12 protein-coding genes and 1 pseudogene are annotated in these 17,093 nt (G+C 63.4%); 5 read left to right on the top strand and 8 right to left on the bottom strand.

All coding sequences use genetic code 11. The features are described 5' to 3' along the window. Positions 1–56: 56 nt before the first annotated feature. From L0U84_RS26965 to L0U84_RS26955, 3 genes and pseudogenes are all read right to left on the bottom strand, one after another. Positions 57–842: a response regulator transcription factor gene (locus L0U84_RS26965; protein ID WP_233854351.1), complete on the bottom strand. Its 786-nt coding sequence runs from the start codon at positions 840–842 to the stop codon at positions 57–59. Between the two features lie 407 nt (positions 843–1,249). Continuing rightward, positions 1,250–3,739 (bottom strand): YadA family autotransporter adhesin, encoded by a 2,490-nt coding sequence (locus L0U84_RS26960; protein WP_233856821.1) that lies wholly within the window; start codon positions 3,737–3,739, stop codon positions 1,250–1,252. Positions 3,740–4,084: 345 nt separating this feature from the next. Further along, positions 4,085–5,746, bottom strand: a pseudogene (locus tag L0U84_RS26955) (ESPR-type extended signal peptide-containing protein); the annotation flags it as partial. A gap of 731 nt (positions 5,747–6,477) precedes the next feature. On the opposite strand from L0U84_RS26955, the gene L0U84_RS26950 reads away from it, so the two are divergent. Further along, positions 6,478–7,281: an EAL domain-containing protein gene (locus L0U84_RS26950; RefSeq protein WP_233854349.1), complete on the top strand. Its 804-nt coding sequence runs from the start codon at positions 6,478–6,480 to the stop codon at positions 7,279–7,281. Between the two features lie 126 nt (positions 7,282–7,407). Here the strand turns inward: L0U84_RS26950 and L0U84_RS26945 are convergent, their stop codons facing one another. Further along, entirely contained in the window at positions 7,408–8,559 is a 1,152-nt protein-coding gene (locus tag L0U84_RS26945) for a branched-chain amino acid ABC transporter substrate-binding protein (protein WP_233854347.1), read from the bottom strand. A 35-nt stretch (positions 8,560–8,594) separates the two neighbouring features. Further along, the gene (locus tag L0U84_RS26940) at positions 8,595–9,827 is read right to left on the bottom strand and encodes an NAD(P)/FAD-dependent oxidoreductase (protein ID WP_233854345.1); all 1,233 of its coding nucleotides are present in this window, start codon (positions 9,825–9,827) and stop codon (positions 8,595–8,597) included. Between the two features lie 342 nt (positions 9,828–10,169). Here L0U84_RS26940 and L0U84_RS26935 point away from each other — a divergent pair, with 342 nt between their 5' ends. Together L0U84_RS26935 and L0U84_RS26930 are read left to right on the top strand one after the other, a co-directional pair. Next, positions 10,170–11,597: an aminotransferase-like domain-containing protein gene (locus L0U84_RS26935; RefSeq protein WP_233854342.1), complete on the top strand. Its 1,428-nt coding sequence runs from the start codon at positions 10,170–10,172 to the stop codon at positions 11,595–11,597. A 72-nt stretch (positions 11,598–11,669) separates the two neighbouring features. After that, positions 11,670–12,242 carry an FUSC family protein gene (locus L0U84_RS26930; protein ID WP_233854340.1) on the top strand — a complete coding sequence of 191 codons (573 nt, stop codon included), beginning with the start codon at positions 11,670–11,672 and terminating at the stop codon, positions 12,240–12,242. 25 nt (positions 12,243–12,267) lie between these two features. Here L0U84_RS26930 and L0U84_RS26925 read toward each other — a convergent pair whose 3' ends face one another. Beyond that, a complete protein-coding gene (locus tag L0U84_RS26925) occupies positions 12,268–13,248 on the bottom strand; it encodes a cupin domain-containing protein (RefSeq protein ID WP_233854338.1) in 981 nt (326 codons plus the stop codon). Between the two features lie 117 nt (positions 13,249–13,365). Here L0U84_RS26925 and L0U84_RS26920 point away from each other — a divergent pair, with 117 nt between their 5' ends. After that, the gene (locus L0U84_RS26920; RefSeq protein WP_129958387.1) at positions 13,366–13,707 is read left to right on the top strand and encodes a carboxymuconolactone decarboxylase family protein; all 342 of its coding nucleotides are present in this window, start codon (positions 13,366–13,368) and stop codon (positions 13,705–13,707) included. 158 nt (positions 13,708–13,865) lie between these two features. On the opposite strand, the gene L0U84_RS26915 is transcribed toward L0U84_RS26920, so the two are convergent. Beyond that, the gene (locus L0U84_RS26915) at positions 13,866–15,362 is read right to left on the bottom strand and encodes a carbohydrate porin (protein ID WP_233854336.1); all 1,497 of its coding nucleotides are present in this window, start codon (positions 15,360–15,362) and stop codon (positions 13,866–13,868) included. Positions 15,363–15,435: 73 nt separating this feature from the next. Beyond that, entirely contained in the window at positions 15,436–15,867 is a 432-nt protein-coding gene (locus L0U84_RS26910; RefSeq protein WP_233854334.1) for a hypothetical protein, read from the bottom strand. Between the two features lie 946 nt (positions 15,868–16,813). Between L0U84_RS26910 and L0U84_RS26905 the strand changes: the two genes are divergently transcribed. Next, positions 16,814–16,954 carry a hypothetical protein gene (locus L0U84_RS26905; protein WP_233854331.1) on the top strand — a complete coding sequence of 47 codons (141 nt, stop codon included), beginning with the start codon at positions 16,814–16,816 and terminating at the stop codon, positions 16,952–16,954. Positions 16,955–17,093 lie beyond the last annotated feature (139 nt).

Raw genomic sequence — 17,093 nt, 5'->3', positions numbered from 1 at the left:
ACGAGGCGCGGCGACCGGAATCCGCTTCAGGTCGCACATGGCCTCATGTCGAATCGCTAGCGGAGATTGCTTTGCGCGCGCTGCTCGGGCGTGTCGTTCTCCGCGATCGGATCTTCCAACTCGGAGCTCACCGGCGTTGGCGCGTCCACGCTGCCGGCATCGACCTCGTCGAGCCGGTAGCCGTGCGTATAGACGGTCGTCAAACGCACGCCATTGTCCGGACGCAGGGCGAGCTTGCGTCGAAGCCGGTAGATATGCGTGTCGATCGTGCGCGACGTACTGTCCAGTTCGCGGCCCCAGGCAAGCTTCGCCAGCAGACGTTTGGACACGACCCGTCCGACGTTCGCGAAGAAATAGGCGGCCACATCGAATTCCTTTTCCGTCAGCAGGATAGATTCGCCGTGCAGAAAAACACTGCGCTGCGTGACGTCGAAGATATACGGTCCAACGGCGATTGCGCTTTCGACTTTTATGCTGCGCCGGGTCCGACGCAACAGCGCGCCGACTCGCGCCATCAGCTCTTTGGACCGGAACGGCTTGACGACGTAGTCATCCGCACCGGCGTCTAGCGCCTGCACGATGTCCACCTCGAGAAGGCGGCTGGTCACGAACAGCACCGCGGGTTCGCGGCCCAGATGACGGCGTATCCAGTACAGCACCTCGAAGCCGCTCATGCCCGGCAATTCCCAATCGAGCACCACGAGATCGACCTCGTTGGCCTGAAGAAAGGCAATGGCGTCCTTGCCCCGTGCGACCTTGCTGATTCGATGCCCGGATTGCCCGATTTCCCTTTCGACCGAATCGGCGTGCGCGGGATCGTCTTCCACCAACAGGATATTCATTTATCACCTTTTGCTTTCGCCCGACTGGAAGACCGCCCCCCGACGAATACGGCGAAAGACATTTGCATCTGGAATTCCATTCACACGAGCAACCAGTTCAAGCAGACCGAAACACCCAACATAGAAATCGCAAACGGCACAGGGTCGACGTGAGCGGCCCGCGGCATCGGCCTCGTATGCTTTGTGAATTTTGAGAAGAAAGATAGAGCCAGTCGCTTTTCAAATCCCCCCCTACGGGGAGGGGGGATGGCGTTTTCAGCGGGGGGGGCATATTGCGGACTCAGCCCCCCCCTTATGGACGATTCGATCTGACGCGCGAGCATCGGGCGGCGCGTCGGCGGCGGTAATCGATCGAAATCGTCGAGGACACACCGCCGGTTTCCCAAACTATGGACGAACGGTCCATGTCACCACTGATATCCGACGCCGGCGCCCACCACGCTGCCCGAGGCGCTCGTACTGACACCGCCCTTGACCTTCAGGTTGTCGGTCACGCGCGCGGAGAAGCCGATTGCGACGGCCGTGTAGCCCTTGTAGTTGCCCGAGCCGATCCCGACCGCGAGGGTCTTGCCGGGGTCGACGTCCGGGATCATCGTCAACGCGGTCGCACCGGCGACGCCGGAATAGGCCTGACGCGCCACCGCGTTCACCCCCTGCTGAACCGAGTTCAGCTGCTGCATGTTGACCGCGTCGGTCGGATTGACGCCCGGCGCGACGTTCGCGATCGTCCGCTCGTGACCCAACGAGCCGACCGACACCGAGTTCGCGTCGCTGGCGACCGAGCCCGCACCGAGCGCGACCGAGTTCGGCGCGGCTGCAACCGCATTCGCGCCGACCGCCGAAGAACCCGCGCCGCTCGCCTGCGCGCCAGACCCCACCGCAACGCTGTTGCCAGAGCTCGCGGTCGCATTGCCGCCGATCGCCACCGATTCCGCCCCCGTCGCGCTAGCCGCGCTGCCGCTCGAATTGACCGCGACGTATTTCGAAGTCGCCGCATTGCCGGATGACGCCGGCGCCCCTTGCGGTGCCTGACCGGCCAGCGAGCTGCTGCCGAGCGAGGTGATTTGCGCCTGCAGCGCGAACAACTGGCTGCCGTTGACGGCATCCGTGCTGGTTGCCGTAATCGCACCGGCAGCGACATTGGTCAGCGCAACGGCCGAACTGGCGCCGACACCGCCGAGCGTCACGATTGCATGGGACGCGTTGTCGTACAGCACCGCATCGTTGGCGACCGAGGCCACCGCCTGCAACTGGCTAACGTTGACCGCATCGGTCGGCGCGGTGCCCGCGGCGACGCCGGTCAGCTGGCGCGCGCCCGCCGTGCCGGTGAAGTCGACGACAGTGCCGCCGGTGTTCGCGCCGACCGTGATCGTTCCATTGCCCGGCGCGCCGCCGACCTGCTGGACGAGGCCGACGGTGCCGTTGGCGATGCCCGTCGACAGCGCGCTCACGCTGCTCGAAGCCGTGGTGAGACCGGTGGACAGCGACGCGAGGTTGCTGTTGGTGGTGCTGAGTCCGGTCGACAGTGACGCTACGCCGTTCTGCGCGGTGCTGATCGCTGTCGACGTCGAGGTCGACAGTTGGGTCAGGTTGCTGTTGGTCGTGCTCAGTCCGGTCGATAGCAGCGTGACGCCGCTTTGTGCGGTGCTGAGGCCCGTCGCGGTCGAGGTCGACAGCGAGGTCAACTGGCCGAAGTTGGCTGCGTCGGTTGGGTTCACGCCGTTGGCGACGTTGGTGAGCGTGACGGGAGTGGTCGAGCCGGCGCCGCCGAGGGTGATTTTCGTGTGCGATGCGTCGTCGTACTGGACGGAGTCGCCGAGGCCGGTGGACAGCGAGGCCAGGCTGCTGTTGGTCGCGGTCAGCGCGGTGGAAAGGGAACTCAGGCCGGTCGAGGTCGAGGTGGACAGTGCGGTTACGTTGCTGTCGGTCGTGCTGAGCGCGGTGGAGAGCGAGGTTACGCCGCTTTGCGCGGTGCTGATGCCCGTCGATGTCGAGGTCGACAGGGAGGTCAGCTGGCTGAAGTTGACCGCATCGGTTGGGTTCACGCCGGCGGCGACGTTGGTCAGTGTGACGGGCGTGGTCGAGCCTGCGCCGCCGAGCGTGACTTTCGTGTGCGTTGCGTCGTCGTACTGGACCGAGTTGGTAAGGCCGGTGGACAGCGACGCCATGTTGCTGTCGGTCGTGCTCAGCGAGGTGGACAGTGAGGTCACGCCGCTTTGTGCCGTGCTGATGCCGGTCGATGTCGAGGTCGACAGTACGGCCACGTTGCTGTCGGTTGTGCTCAGCGCAGTGGAGAGCGAGGTGACGCCGCTTTGCGCGGTGCTGATGCCCGTCGATGTCGAGGTCGACAGGGAGGTCAGCTGGCTGAAGTTGACCGCATCGGTTGCATTCACGCCGGCGGCGACGTTGGTCAGCGTGACCGGCGTGGTCGAGCCAGCGCCGCCGAGCGTGACTTTCGTGTGTGACGTGTCGTCGTACTGGACAGAGTTGGTGAGGCCGGTGGACAGCGACGCCATGTTGCTGTCGGTCGTGCTCAGTGCAGTGGACAGCGAGGTCACACCGCTCTGTGTCGTGCTGATGCCGGTTGAGGTCGAGGTCGACAGCACGGCCACGTTGCTGTCGGTTGTGCTCAGCGCCGTTGACAGCGAGGTCACGCCACTCTGCGCGGTGCTGATGCCCGTCGATGTCGAGGTCGACAGCGAGGTTAGCTGGCTGAAGTTGACCGCATCGGTTGGGTTCACTCCGGCGGCGACGTTGGTTAGCGTGACCGGCGTGGTCGAGCCGGCGCCGCCGAGCGTGACCTTCGTATGCGATGCGTCATCGTACTGAACCGCGTTCCCGAGACCTGTTGACAGCGAAGCGATGCCCGTCGAAGTGGAGGTCGACAGCGAACTCACACCCGTGGACAGCGACGCGATACCCGTCGAGGCGGATGTCGACAACGAACTCACACCCGTGGACAGCGAAGCGATACCCGTCGAGGCGGATGTCGACAACGAACTCACACCCGTGGACAGCGAAGCGATGCCCGTCGAGGCGGACGTCGACAACGAACTCACACCCGTGGACAGCGAGCTCACCCCTGTGGACAGTGAAGCGATGCCCGTCGAGGCAGACGTTGACAACGAGCTCACGCCAGTGGACAGCGAGCCCACACCCGTGGACAGCGAGCTCACGCCGGTGGACAACGAGCTCACACCCGTGGACAACGAAGCCATGCCCGTCGAGGCGGACGTCGACAGCGTGGTCAACTGGCTGAAGTTGACCGCATCGGTCGGGTTCACGCCGTTGGCGACATTGGTCAGCGTCACCGGCGTTGTCGAACCTGCGCCGCCCAGCGTGACCTTCGTATGCGTTCCGTCATCGTACTGAACCGCGTTCGCGAGACCTGTCGACAGGGAAGCGATACCCGTCGAGGCGGACGTTGACAGCGAGGTCACGCCGGTGGACAGCGAAGCGATGCCGGTCGAAGCCGAAGTCGACAGCGAGCTCACACCCGTGGACAGCGAAGCGATACCCGTCGAGGCGGATGTCGACAACGAACTCACGCCAGTGGACAGCGAAGCGATGCCCGTCGAGGCGGACGTCGACAGCGAGATCACGCCCGTGGACAGCGAACTCACCCCCGTGGACAGTGAAGCGACGCCCGTCGAGGCGGACGTCGACAGCGAACTCACCCCCGTGGACAGCGAAGCGATGCCCGTCGAGGCAGACGTTGACAACGAGCTCACGCCTGTGGACAGCGAGCCCACACCCGTGGACAGCGAGCTCACGCCGGCGGACAACGAAGCCATGCCCGTCGAGGCAGACGTCGACAGCGTAGTCAACTGGCTGAAGTTGACCGCATCGGTCGGGTTCACGCCGTTGGCGACATTGGTCAGCGTCACCGGCGTTGTCGAACCTGCGCCGCCCAGCGTGACCTTCGTATGCGTTCCGTCATCGTACTGAACCGCGTTCGCGAGACCTGTCGACAGCGAAGCGATACCTGTCGAGGCGGACGTTGACAGCGAGCTCACGCCGGTGGACAGCGAAGCGATGCCGGTCGAAGCCGAAGTCGACAGCGAGCTCACCCCTGTGGACAGCGAAGCGATACCCGTCGAGGCGGACGTCGACAGCGAGCTCACGCCGGTGGACAGCGAAGCGATGCCGGTCGAAGCCGAAGTCGACAGCGAGCTCACTCCTGTGGACAACGAAGCGATGCCCGTCGAAGTGGAGGTCGACAGTGAGCTCACTCCCGTCGACAGCGACGAGATGCCCGTCGATGCAGACGTCGACAATGAGCTCACTCCCGTCGATAGCGACGAGATACCCGTCGACGTGGATGTAGAAAGCGAGGTCAGTTGAGAAAAATTGACCGCGTCGGTCGGATTCGTACCTGCCGCCAGGTTGGTGATCTTGTTCGAGTTGAGAGACGTTACGCCGTTCAGCGTTATTCCCGCTGTGCTATTCAGCACAATCCCGGCGGGACCATACAGCGTAATCGCTCCCGTTGCGTTATTCGCTGTCTTGCCGATATACATGTAGGCGTCGGAACCAGTCGTACCGCCGGTCGCGTTTGGGGATTCCGAGAAAATTAGCCCCGTTCCTCCGCTTATGCAGGCACCCTCAGCACTGGCAGCATTGTTATTGGTTACCCACGCGCCGCTAGAGTAGCTACCGGCCGAGGTGGTCCCGGTGCCCGAACAACTGGTGACACCACCAGCCCATGCGAGATCTGGCAGGAATCCGGCCACGACCAGTACCGCGAATCCGAAAGAGACGGGCGTCATCCCCCTGCGTCGCGATGCGTCGCCAGAGCCAACGCTGGCACTCTTTGAAGGCTTACCCCGAGCCCGCGTCAACTCCGACGCCGCGACCCACGTGCCCAACACCTCACTCCAAATGCTTCGATATGTTTTATTCATGTCTGACAGACCCCTATTTTTATCGAGCGTCGATTAAGCACGTCGCCAGGACGGCCATATCTGATTTGAAGTAAATGTTTTAAACGCCGGCAATTCCCCATAATCGCCGGTCGCACCCAGCAATAAGCCGCGAGCTAACGCCCGCATTCCCGCGACTTAACCTGGATAGATTCGTTAATGACCCGATTCGGGTGCCACGTCTAAGCAGATAAACTGAAAGAGGCCTGAATATCCGACCTATTAATTCGCCGTTTAAATGCCACCGATTTAGTTGTTTTTAGGCCAACCCCCGATTGACGACGATCATATCGACGCCAGTTTTTTCCGTTGCGAATCTTTGTGAAATCTGACGGTTTATGACGATCTACGACGCAATTCACGAATGTTCACAGTGACGCGGCGTCCGTTATAAATTCACGCGACGAGTGCCAATTCAACGTGAATCAATTGCAAACTCCCCAATTCACCATCCGCAAGGTCGGTTTTTCAATAATTCACAGCGCCGCATAACGGGATTCGATACGATCCCAACAAGAATGGCAGTCATCGAATGGCACGCCTGCCAACACAAGGATCGGGAATAGACGGTGACAAATAGCGCGCGAATTCACAAATAATTAACGTCAAAAGGCGTTCAATCGTGAATTCAAATTTCGCGCGTCACGGAATTGACACCGGCAGGTCGATCGACCCGGCAGGTGGTTTGCAGCACACGTGCATCAGAGGTAAACATGGAACGCATCGCCACGGACGCTCGCACCCTTTGCACGATCGCCGACGCCAAACGCGGTCTGGCAGCACGAGAGTTCTTCTTCGTCTATCAACCGAAATTGCGTATGGGAGAAGGCCGGTTGTCGGGCTTTGAATCGCTGTTGCGATGGAACCATCCGTCACGCGGCGTCTTGACACCGGGCTCGTTTATCGACGTCGTGGAAGACTCTCCGTTGACCGGGAGTTTTACGGATTTCATCACGGCGCAAGCAGCTCGAACGCTCGCCGATTGGACCGTGCGCGGGTACGACAGGCTCTCGCTGTCCGTTAATCTCCCCGCGGCCGAAATCCGGCGACCCGGCCTTGCGAACAAGGTGTCCACCCTGCTTGGCAACTGCTCGATCGATACCTCGCGCTTGCAGATCGAACTCACCGAGAACACGGATCCCGGTTCAATCGAAACGCTCGCGTCGTCAATAGAATCACTAAAGGAATGCGGTGTAAGCGTCGCGATCGACGACTTCGGCGCGGGGTGCTGGTCGCTCGCCATTCTTCACCGTCTCGGCATCGACACATTGAAGCTCGACCGCAAGTTCATGCGCGATGTTCAGGACAATGCGGATTCGAAGCTCGTCGTCGAATCGCTGATCGAGCTCGGACAACGACTTGGCAAGCGGGTCGTTATCGAAGGTGTCGAAACTGAGGAGCAGTTCGCATGGGTCAAGACAATCGATCAGATAGATTGTCAGGGATACTATATTTCGGCCCCGATCCCAATCGAGCAGATCGACAAGCTCGTTGCGAGGCACGGGCTCGTGCATTGATCAGCACGCGCCTGATGCATCTATTGGCATTGTGCTGTTCTGATGGCGTGATGATTCCGGCCGGCGTCCGCAACAGCGCGCTACAAAGTCGCGCCGTTGCGACAGCCGGCCCGGTGTGAGTCAAAATCACACGCCACCACTCCCGCCCACGGTCCGCTGGCTCTTCCACTGCCCCTGCTGCACCTCGAACAGCGTATAAGGCGGCTTGATCAGATCCCCATGCGGATCGAACGCGATTTTCCCCGTCACGCCAGTCACGTTCACCTTCGGGAAAGCCGCGACGATCTTCGCGCGATCGAGCGAGTCCGCGTCCTGGATCGCCTGAATCATCGCGAGCGCGGCGTCGTAGGCGAACGGCGCATAAAGCTCGACATCCTGATTGAACCGCGCCTTGTAGCGCTTGCCGAATTCCTGCGCGGCCGGCAGCTTGTCGAGCGCCGGACCGGGCTCGAGATCGCGCGTACCCTCGCCCGCGTTGCCTGCAATCTGCAGGAAGGCATTGCTCTTCAGCGCGCCAGCGCCGAACAGTTGCGCGGGCATGCCGAGAGAGCGCATCTGCTTGACCAGCATCGCGCCCTGCTCGTCGAGTCCGCCGAAGAAGATCAGGTCCACGTTTTTCTGTTTCAACGAAGTCAGGATCGCGCGCAGATCGACCGCCTTGTCGTTCGTGAACTCGCGATCGACGATATTGCCGTTCGCCTGCTTCGCGCCCTTCTCGAATGCATCGGCGAGGCCCTGGCCGAACGCGGTGCGATCGTCGATGATGCCGATGCGCTTAGCCTTCAACTGCTGCACCGCGAACTCGCCCGCGATCACGCCGCCCACCCCGTCGTGCCCCATCGTGCGAAACACGTTCGGAAAGCCCTGCGCCGTGAGCGCCGGATTCGTGGAGCCCGGCGTGATCATCGCGACGTTCGCTGTGTGATAGACGGCCGAGGCCGGAATACTGCAGCCCGAGTTGTAATGGCCGATCACGCCGACCACGCCGTCGTCGACGAGCTTCTGCGCGACCTGGATCGCGATGCGCGGATCGGCCTGATCGTCTTGCACGTCGAGCACATATTTGACGGGTTTGCCACCGATCATCGGATGCTTCGCGTTCGCTTCGTCGATCGCGAGCTGCGCGCCGTTCTGCAGATCCTTGCCGACCCGCGCGACCGGTCCGGTCAGCGGTCCGACGAAACCGATCTTGACGATTTGCGGGTCGGCGCCGTACGACGGCGCGTGCGCGCACAACATCCCAAGGGCGAGTGCGACAACCAGGTTTCTGCGTTTCATGATGTCCGTCCTTTTCCGTGCAACAGTTGCGGTGGTTAAAAACGACGCGCGCTAAAAGGCGCGAGATCGACCGGCGGCAGGCGCCCCGCCACCAGATCGGCGACGACGCTGCCCGTCACGCCGCCCAGCGTGACGCCCAGATGCTGATGACCGAATGCATAGACGACGCGTGGCGACGCGCTCGATGGCCCGACGACCGGCAGGCCGTCGGGCAAACTGGGCCGGAAACCGAGCCAGTCGCTATCCGGTTGCGGCAATTGCGGCAGCGCGTGCTGCGCGGAGCGCGTGATCAGATCGAGTAGCGCGGCATTGCGCTGCGGTCCATAGCCGCCAAGTTCGACGGTGCCCGCCGCGCGGATGCCGCCGTCCATCGGCACCATGTAGAAGCCGCGCTCGGCCCAGCCGCACGGCCGCGAAATCAGCGATGACGTGCCCGGGAATCGCACGTGATAGCCACGCTCGGTATCGAGCGGTACGCGGTCGCCGCATTGGCGCGCAAAGCGGCCCGAAAACGCGCCGGCACAGACGACCACCTGCGCCGCGTCGTATGCGCGCCCCGCGTCGTCGACGATGCGCACGCCGGTTGCGCCCGGCACGAGTGTGCGAACCGCGATGCGCTCATGCCTTAGACCGCGAGCGAGCAGCGCCGCGTGCAGCGTCTGCAGGAAGCCGCGCGGGTCGCTGAGGAACCAGCTGTCGTTGAACAACGTGCCGTGCGCAAAGATCGGTGCGAGATTCGGCTCGAGTGCGGCGATGCCGGCGCGGTCGAAGTTTTCGAAGCGCACGCCGAGCGAGCGGCGCAACGCGAGCGACGGCTGGGCCGCCTCGAACGACGCCGCATCCGAATACAGGTACAGACATTCGCGCGGCCGCACGAAGCGCGACAGGTCGTCGCTCGCGAGCATCTCGCGGTAGCCTTCGAACGCGCGCGACAGCAGGCTTGCAAGTGCCTGCGCGCTGTGCTCGTAGCGTCGCGGCATCGATGCGCACAGAAAGCGCGCGAGCCACGGCGCGAGCTGCGGCAGATAGCGCCAGCGAATCCGCAGCGGACTCGTCGGCGAAAACAGGAAGCGCGGCAGATTGCGGAACACCGCCGGGTTGTTCACCGGAATGCAGCCGTAGTTGGCGAACGTGCCCGCATTGCCGTACGACGTAGCCTCGCCCGGACCGAGCGCGTCGAACAGCGTGACGCGGTGACCGTCGCGCATCAGCCAATAGGCGCTCGACAGGCCGATAAAGCCCGCGCCCAGCACGGCGACTTCGCTCATGGCGTTCGCCGGCCGGCCGACCCGGCCGTCCGACCCGAACCCGCACCGGATGCACCGGCCGACGGGAGCGTGCTCTGAAGCTCTATCACGACCGTCCCTCCTGTACTACAGTTGCGCGTCGTCTTTCGACACAACGCCATACAAATCATGTTTTAATACTCACACAAAGTTTTTTTGTGTGCAATTAATTTGGCTTTGTGTGGACTTAGGTACTTTCCCCGAGCGAAACGGGCCGAAATTGTGCAGGTGACGTGCTTTCGCTTGCCGATCGGATGACAAACGGGTTTAGTATTGGCTTGTCCGGTACGGCCGAACGAGTTTTTGTATGGAGATTCACGCTGGATGAAAAGCGCAATTGACCACACAAACGGTGAAGACAACCTCCAGACAAAGGGGCGTCAGCCGACTTATCTCGAAGTCTCGCGTGGCCTCGAAGAAAAAGTCCGCAGCGGCCTCTACCCGCCCGGCAGCCGTCTACCGCCGCAGCGCGAGCTTGCGTCGGAGCTGGGTCTGAATGTCTCCACCGTGTCGCGCGCGTACAAGGAGTTGCAGGCGCGCGGGCTGATCGTCGCGAGCAAGCGGCGCGGCTCGATCGTCACTGGCGGCGCCATGCCGGCCGTGCATGCCCGCAGCGACAGCGCATCGGCGAACGGCAGCGCCAACCCGAACGCCGTGATCGACCTGACCGTGAACAGGCCGGCCACCGGCGAATTCCTCACGCAGCTCGCGCGGACCATGCCGTTGATCGCGCACGATCCCCGCTACCCGGAGACTCAGGAATATCAGCCGCCGCAAGGCCCCGAATGGGCGCGCGCCGCGGGCGCGCAGTGGCTCGCCGCGCCCGGCTTCACACCCGCTGCCGACAGCGTGGTCGTCACGAGCGGCGCGCAGCATGGCCTGTATGCGGTGCTGAGCAGCCTGATGGGTCACGAGGGCGTGATTCTGTCGGATCAGCTGACCTACTACGGCCTGAAAGCCCTTGCGCCGGTGTTTCAGTTCGAACTCGTCGGCATTCCGAGCGACGACGAAGGACTGCTGCCCGACCGTCTCGAAGACGAGTGCCGGCATCGGCGCGTGAAGGCGATCTTCACGGTGCCGAATCTGCAAAACCCGACCGTCGTGACGATGAGCCTCGCGCGCCGCGCGGCGCTCGCCGACATCGCGCGTCGGCATCACATCGTAATCATCGAAGACGACGTATACGGCCCGCTGCTGCAAGCGCGCCTGCCGACGATTGCGAGCCTGTGTCCGGAGCTGACTTTCCACATCACATCGACGTCGAAGATCCTCGCACCGGGTCTACGCATCGGCTATCTGCACACACCGCCGCATGGCGCGGCACTGGCCGCGGAAGCGGTGCGCACGACAGCGTGGATGCCCGCGCCGCTGTCGACGCTGATCGCGACACGCTGGATCGAGGACGGCACCGCGCAGACGATCCTCGACGCGCAGCGCGCCGAGTTGCGCGCGCGCCAGGAAATCGCGCGCGAACTATTGCCCGCCGAGCATCTGGTGAGCGATCCCGCATGCATGTTCGTGTGGTTGCGCGTGCCGCCGCCGTGGCGCTCGGACGACTTCGCGGCCAATGCGCTCGCGCGCGGCGTCAACACGATGCCGGCCTCCGCGTTCGCGGTCGATCGCTCGACGGTCGAGCACGGCGTGCGCATCAATCTCGCCTGCGCCGCGTCGCGCGAGCAGTTGACGCGCGGCCTGCAGATTCTCGCGCACACGCTGCGCGACCGGCCGCGCGCGCTGTTCGGCACGATCTAGATGACGGCGGAAGCGTGAAGCGGAGCGGCTAGAATACGGCACTACCCTGCCCCGCCGAGCCGCCCTGATCCGATGACTCCGTCCGACGATTCAAGCCCATCCTCGCGCACGCACGCCGCCGATGCGCTGTTCGCTTTCCTGAAGACGCTGCCGCTCGGCGACCGCCTGATCGAGGGCGGCTTCATGGCAGTCCAGGCGGTTGCGGGCGCGAGTCTCGCGTTCGGCATCGGCCGCGCGCTGCATACGGAGCAGGCGTTCTGGGCCGCGATCACCGCGATCGCGGTGAGCCAGCATAGTTATATCGACACCCGCAAGCTGTCGCGCGATCAGTTCATCGGCGCGATGGTCGGCGGTATTTGCGGGCTGATCGGCACGCTCGCTGGCGGCGGTCATTTCGCTGCCTATGCGGCGACCGTGGCGGTCGCGATCCTGATCTGCTGGATCGTCAACGTCGGCAGCGCGGCGCGCCTGGGCGGCATCACCGCGACGATCATGCTACTGGCGCCAGGCATCGGCCCCGCGTGGGACAAGGCTTTCGTGCGGCTCGCCGAAGTGACGCTCGGCACGGTTTGCGCGCTGGTGATCGCGCGATTGATGGCGTCGCTCGAAAGACGTGCGTTCAGCAAGGGCGAATCGCCCAAATAGAATCGCACGCGCTGCGAGTTTTTAATCAGTCGTCCGGAGCATCGTCCGCTTGCGTGCGACGCCGGTAGCGTCCCGGCGTCACGCCGACGCTTTGCGCAAACGCCTTGCCGAACGCCGCTTCCGATTGATAGCCGACCGCCTCGCCGATGTCCGCCGCGCTGCGTTGCGTGCGCAGCAGCAAATCGCTGGCGATCGCCATGCGGATCTGCGTCAGAAAATCCATCACCGTCACGCCCGCGCGTTCGTTGAAGTGGCGCGCGTAGGTGGCGCGCGACATCGCCGCGCGTTCGCCGAGTTCGGAGATCGTCCATGCGCGCTCGGGTGCGTCGAGCATGGCCTGCACCGATGCGCCGAGGCGCGCGTCCGACAGCAACGCGAGCATGCCGGCGCTGTTCGCGTTGCGCTCGCCGTGCACGCGCAGCGCCATTGCGAACAGCGCGTGGCTCAAGGCCGTGACGATTGCGAGCGCACCGGGCTGACGCCGCTCCGCTTCGCCTCGCATCAGCGCGATCACCGTTTGCAACGCATCGAGCGTTTGCGCATCCGCGAGCGACACGTGCAGCGGATCGGGCAGCACATTGAGCAGCAGAGCCGACGAACCGGGCGCATAGACGAAGCGGCCGCACAGCAGATCGACGCCGTCACGATTCGCGGTGTGCCCGGGCGCGGGCGCGGACGTGGCGGTGGTTTCATGGCCATCGTTGCGCCGCACCGGGAGCATGCCGTCGTGCCCGAGCGTCAACGGCAACCCGCCGACCGAGCGCTTCGCGTCGCGCACGCGATGCGCGGCGCCACGCGGAAACAGCATGAAATCGCCGGCCTGCAATTTGAGCGGCTCGCCGGTGGCGGTCTCGACCACGCAACTGCCGTCCAGCACCAGATGAAACGGCGCGACGCCCGCCTCCAGCGGCGCGTGATCGATATCGAATGCGCCCGAGAGCAGGCAGCGGAGATCGAGGCTCGCTTGCGGCCGGGCAAGGTCGAGCAGGCGGCTGAGCGTGTCCATGAGACGAGCGCGCTAAAAGTTGAGTCGAATCAGTATTCAGGATATCGCGGCGCGGCGCAATACTTTGTCCCACGACGCCGGCAACCGCCGACGCGCAACGGACCAAGGAGCTCTACCATGTTGAACTGGATCGATTACCGCAAGGAACTGTTCGGCCGTATCGGCGAAATGTCGAAGCTCGCGCCGGATAGCGTGAAGGCGTATCAGGCGATGTCGAGCGCAGGTCAGAAGACCGATCTGCTCGGCGCGAAAACGCGCGAGCTGATTGCGCTCGCGGTCGCGGTCAGCCTGCGCTGTGACGGCTGTATCACGGTCCATACGGCCGAAGCACTGAAGCACGGCGCGACCCGCGAGGAAATCGCCGAAGCGCTCGGCGTCGCGATGGCGATCAATGCCGGTGCGACGCTGGTGTACTCGGCGCGCACGCTGGACGCGGTCGCCGCGCATACGCAGGGGTGAGCGGGCCGATGACTCGCCGCTAGTCGCGGCAATCGGCAAGTCATGGCGCTTCGTTACGCGCCGCATCGGCCGGGCAGGTTCGGCGATGCGGCGCGAGGCGCTTGTCGAAGCGATCGATCAAACGCCTGCCAGCTTGATGACCATTCGTCCGCTGAACGTCAGAACTGAATCGTCGTGCGCAAGCCGAGAACCGCTTCGTTCTTGATGCGCTGGGATGAATCGTTCGGGTCCGGAATCCCGCCACCCGGCAGCCAGAAATACTGAAAGTCCGCTTGCAGCATCCACCACGGCGCGACCTGGTACTGGTAGGTGGCTTCGAGCACCGTCTCCGCGCTGCGCGACGGATAGCCTGGCGTGTAGAGCGCCTGCGCGCTCGCGAGATCCTGCGCGTGCGGGCCGATCTTCGCATAGCCGAGCGCTAGCCCGACCACGTCGTTGTCGCGTCCCTTGAACGGCGCCTTGAGTGTCACGCCCGCGTTCACGCCGAGATCGACCAGATTGCGGTCGCCCGGCGCGCCCATGATGCGCGCGAACACGCCGAGCGATTGCGGACTGTCGGGGCCCGCGCGCCACACCATCTGATCGGCGACCGCGTAGATGCTGTAGTTGCCGCGATGACTCGCCGGCACACCGTTGCTCGCCGGATTCGCGAGCGACAGTCCGTTCGTGTCGAAACCCTGATCCGCGAAGTGGTTGCTGTTGTACCAGAAGCCGAGCTTGTAGGTGCCCGGCAGGCCAGCCGGCTTCGGGTCGGACGGATTCGCCGACGGCTGGTTGATCGCGTACTGCAGTTCGCCGATCACGAGCGCGCCGTTACCGAGATTGAAATTGGTGCCGCTCGCGTTGAGCTTTTGCGGATCGCCGACGCCAGGCGCAGGATTGCCGTCGAATACGCCGCCCAGCACGGTTACCCCATTCGCGAACGACGCCCGGGCCCTCACGCCGAGCGACGACAGCGGATAAGCCGGTCCGCCCGCCGGCAGATCGACGGCTGGCAGCACTGGCCAGCCGAACGTCGCGTTCATGAAGGTTGCCGCGTACTGGCTGATCATGAACTCCTGGTCGAGACTCTGCTGACCGATCTTCACGTCGACGTTGCCGAGCGACTGCTGATACCACAACTCCCACAGACGGGTCGCGGCGTCGGCTTCTATGCCGCTCGCGGTTTGCAGCGTTTGCAGATTTCTGGCGGTCAGGCTCGTGCCGTGAATCTGCAGACCGGATACGTTGAAGGTGCCGCCCGGCAATCCAAAGGCTTTCTGCGTATCGACGACGAGCCCGAACTCGGTCAAGCCCTGATAAGCGCCGCCGCGATTCGTGCCGCCCGACACGTTGCCCATGTACTCGCTGGTTTCCTGCAGATTGAACGTCACACCATAGTTGCCGAGCCAGGGACGCAGGCCGCCCATGTCGCCGAGCAGGTTCGAGCGCTCCCACAATCCCGTCGGCGCGGCCGCGCTTTGGTCGGCGGGCGCCGCATTGTCCGTGGCACCGGGAGCCGATGCGGCCGGTGCAGTCGATGGCGCAGCTTGCGCCGGCGCGGCTTCGCCGGATGTCTGCGCGAACGCGCAAGGAACGAGGCCGAGAGAAAGAATGGCACTCACGGCAACCGGGCCACCGCAGCCCAGCAGTCTGCGCTTGTAGATTTTTTCCATCACGTATTTGGGGATTGAAGTTATAGGCGGATCGCTCCGTTGTTATTCGCACACGCACATGGCAAACGTGTGTTCAATTCATTGCCGGCATGCAAAGTTGCGCGAGCCACCAACGCTGCCGTAACGCACTCTCCGGATCGTCGCAGGTCGATGCTGACAGCGTCGCGAGTACCGTGCCGACGGCCACGGCCGTCGCGAGAATCGCGTAACCGGTCGGCGTCAGCGGACGCCCGGCATGAGCCGCGCGCAGCGCGGCACGAGCGGCCATTCGCGTCGCCCGCTCCAGCAGACGCAGCGACTTGCGATCCGTGCCGCATGGCAGCGCGACACCTGCATCGGACGCAGTCGACGACAGCGGTGCATGGGTGAGCGCCGACATGCAAACGGACAGTAAGGAAACATGCAGGTATGCGAAAGAGTCGGCACACCGCGAGCGCAACGCGCTTACGTGTCCCGAGCGCAACAGGCGTTGCCGCAATTGATGAAACAGATAGACAAGCATCATCCCTCCGCGTCGCTCGCCTCGAAGGCGAGCGCGATGCGCAAGCGCAACCGCATCTGCAAGCAGAGGTTGCAGACGACGGTCAGAACTGAGGAAGCGTGCTACGGAAAACCGGCGGCAAGGGCCGGTCAGAATTGAAGCGCGCTAACCCGACTGGGGGCGAGTTAGCGGCGAAGGAGTGAACCTGCGTCGACTATCTCGCGGTTGTGCTGCCGGCGCTGGCCGGCATCGGACTTCCACTGCCTGAACATGCGTCCATGGACGACTCCTTCGATACGTTGGGGCGGATTGTATTGACACCGCCCGCAAAAGCGCAAGTAAAAAACGCATAAAGATCACATCGGATTCTCTGGACATCAAACAACGCTTCTCGAACTCGTTGCGCAAGCTGAGTCGATGAATGTTGGCTCTGCTTAAAGAATCTGGTTGACTCCTGGTTTTTACCGCGTCTAGAATTCGCCCGTCTTCTCAACTGGGGCTGATGCCTTGGACACCTGCAGTAGTCGATCTTCGAACAGTTTCGCTGCCTGACCGGCAGAACGTCCGCGCCTCTTCCCCGCGCCGCCGTTCCGCCAGCAGGCAGAACGGTGCGCGCCGTAGCAAATCTTCTCCGTGTACCTCGATCACCAGCGCCATGTGGCCGCGGCCTTCGCTCGTCCGCACTGGCACGCCCTCGCAAGCCTTCGGGTTTGCGGCCGACGCTCGCCCATTCCCCGCGCCTCGTCGCGGCTTCGGTCGAGGGCCGGTAGAACCGCGCTGCGCGCCTGAGCGCAGCTCAACCCGACGAGGAGCCCACATGCCCGACAGTGACAGTTGTTGTTTATGCCCCTTCCATTCAGCCTTACAGAAGGAAAGCCGCTAGCACCCTGACGCCGCGCCAAGCGTGCGACGTCGGACCGTCTGCCCGCTTTCCGCTTGCCGCGTCACACACGACGCGCGGAGAAACGTCATGAATTTCGCTCTGCTTTTGCCGCATCTGCCTTGTCGCAACGAGTCGCGCGCTCACTACGAGTCGCTGCTGTCGCTCGATCCGGTCCGTTCAAATCGGCTCGCCACGCTCTGGCGCCGCATCGGATCGCTACTCTCTTAAGCTCTGCCAAGTTTCCGTCACGAATCAACGTCATGATCGAAAGATTGTGGCGTTGATTCGTCGTGACCGTTGCTTGCCGAATAAACCCTTACAACTTGCGTTTCGTCATGTTCCAACTCAACGATCCGCCGCGAATCGA

It is taken from the genome of Paraburkholderia sp. HD33-4 (assembly GCF_021390635.1).
GTDB lineage: Bacteria > Pseudomonadota > Gammaproteobacteria > Burkholderiales > Burkholderiaceae > Paraburkholderia.
The sequence above is the reverse complement of the archived record's forward strand: the minus strand, read 5'-3'. Positions and strand labels throughout refer to the sequence as shown.

Bases quoted from the DNA above. Each gene is read 5' to 3' on its own strand.
- L0U84_RS26965 (WP_233854351.1), bottom strand. From the start codon at position 842: ATGAATATCCTGTTGGTGGAAGACGATCCCGCGCACGCCGATTCGGTC.
- L0U84_RS26950 (WP_233854349.1), top strand. From the start codon at position 6,478: ATGGAACGCATCGCCACGGACGCTCGCACCCTTTGCACGATCGCCGAC.
- L0U84_RS26945 (WP_233854347.1), bottom strand. From the start codon at position 8,559: ATGAAACGCAGAAACCTGGTTGTCGCACTCGCCCTTGGGATGTTGTGC.
- L0U84_RS26940 (WP_233854345.1), bottom strand. From the start codon at position 9,827: ATGAGCGAAGTCGCCGTGCTGGGCGCGGGCTTTATCGGCCTGTCGAGC.
- L0U84_RS26935 (WP_233854342.1), top strand. From the start codon at position 10,170: ATGAAAAGCGCAATTGACCACACAAACGGTGAAGACAACCTCCAGACA.
- L0U84_RS26930 (WP_233854340.1), top strand. From the start codon at position 11,670: ATGACTCCGTCCGACGATTCAAGCCCATCCTCGCGCACGCACGCCGCC.
- L0U84_RS26925 (WP_233854338.1), bottom strand. From the start codon at position 13,248: ATGGACACGCTCAGCCGCCTGCTCGACCTTGCCCGGCCGCAAGCGAGC.
- L0U84_RS26920 (WP_129958387.1), top strand. From the start codon at position 13,366: ATGTTGAACTGGATCGATTACCGCAAGGAACTGTTCGGCCGTATCGGC.
- L0U84_RS26915 (WP_233854336.1), bottom strand. From the start codon at position 15,362: ATGGAAAAAATCTACAAGCGCAGACTGCTGGGCTGCGGTGGCCCGGTT.
- L0U84_RS26910 (WP_233854334.1), bottom strand. From the start codon at position 15,867: ATGATGCTTGTCTATCTGTTTCATCAATTGCGGCAACGCCTGTTGCGC.
- L0U84_RS26905 (WP_233854331.1), top strand. From the start codon at position 16,814: ATGAATTTCGCTCTGCTTTTGCCGCATCTGCCTTGTCGCAACGAGTCG.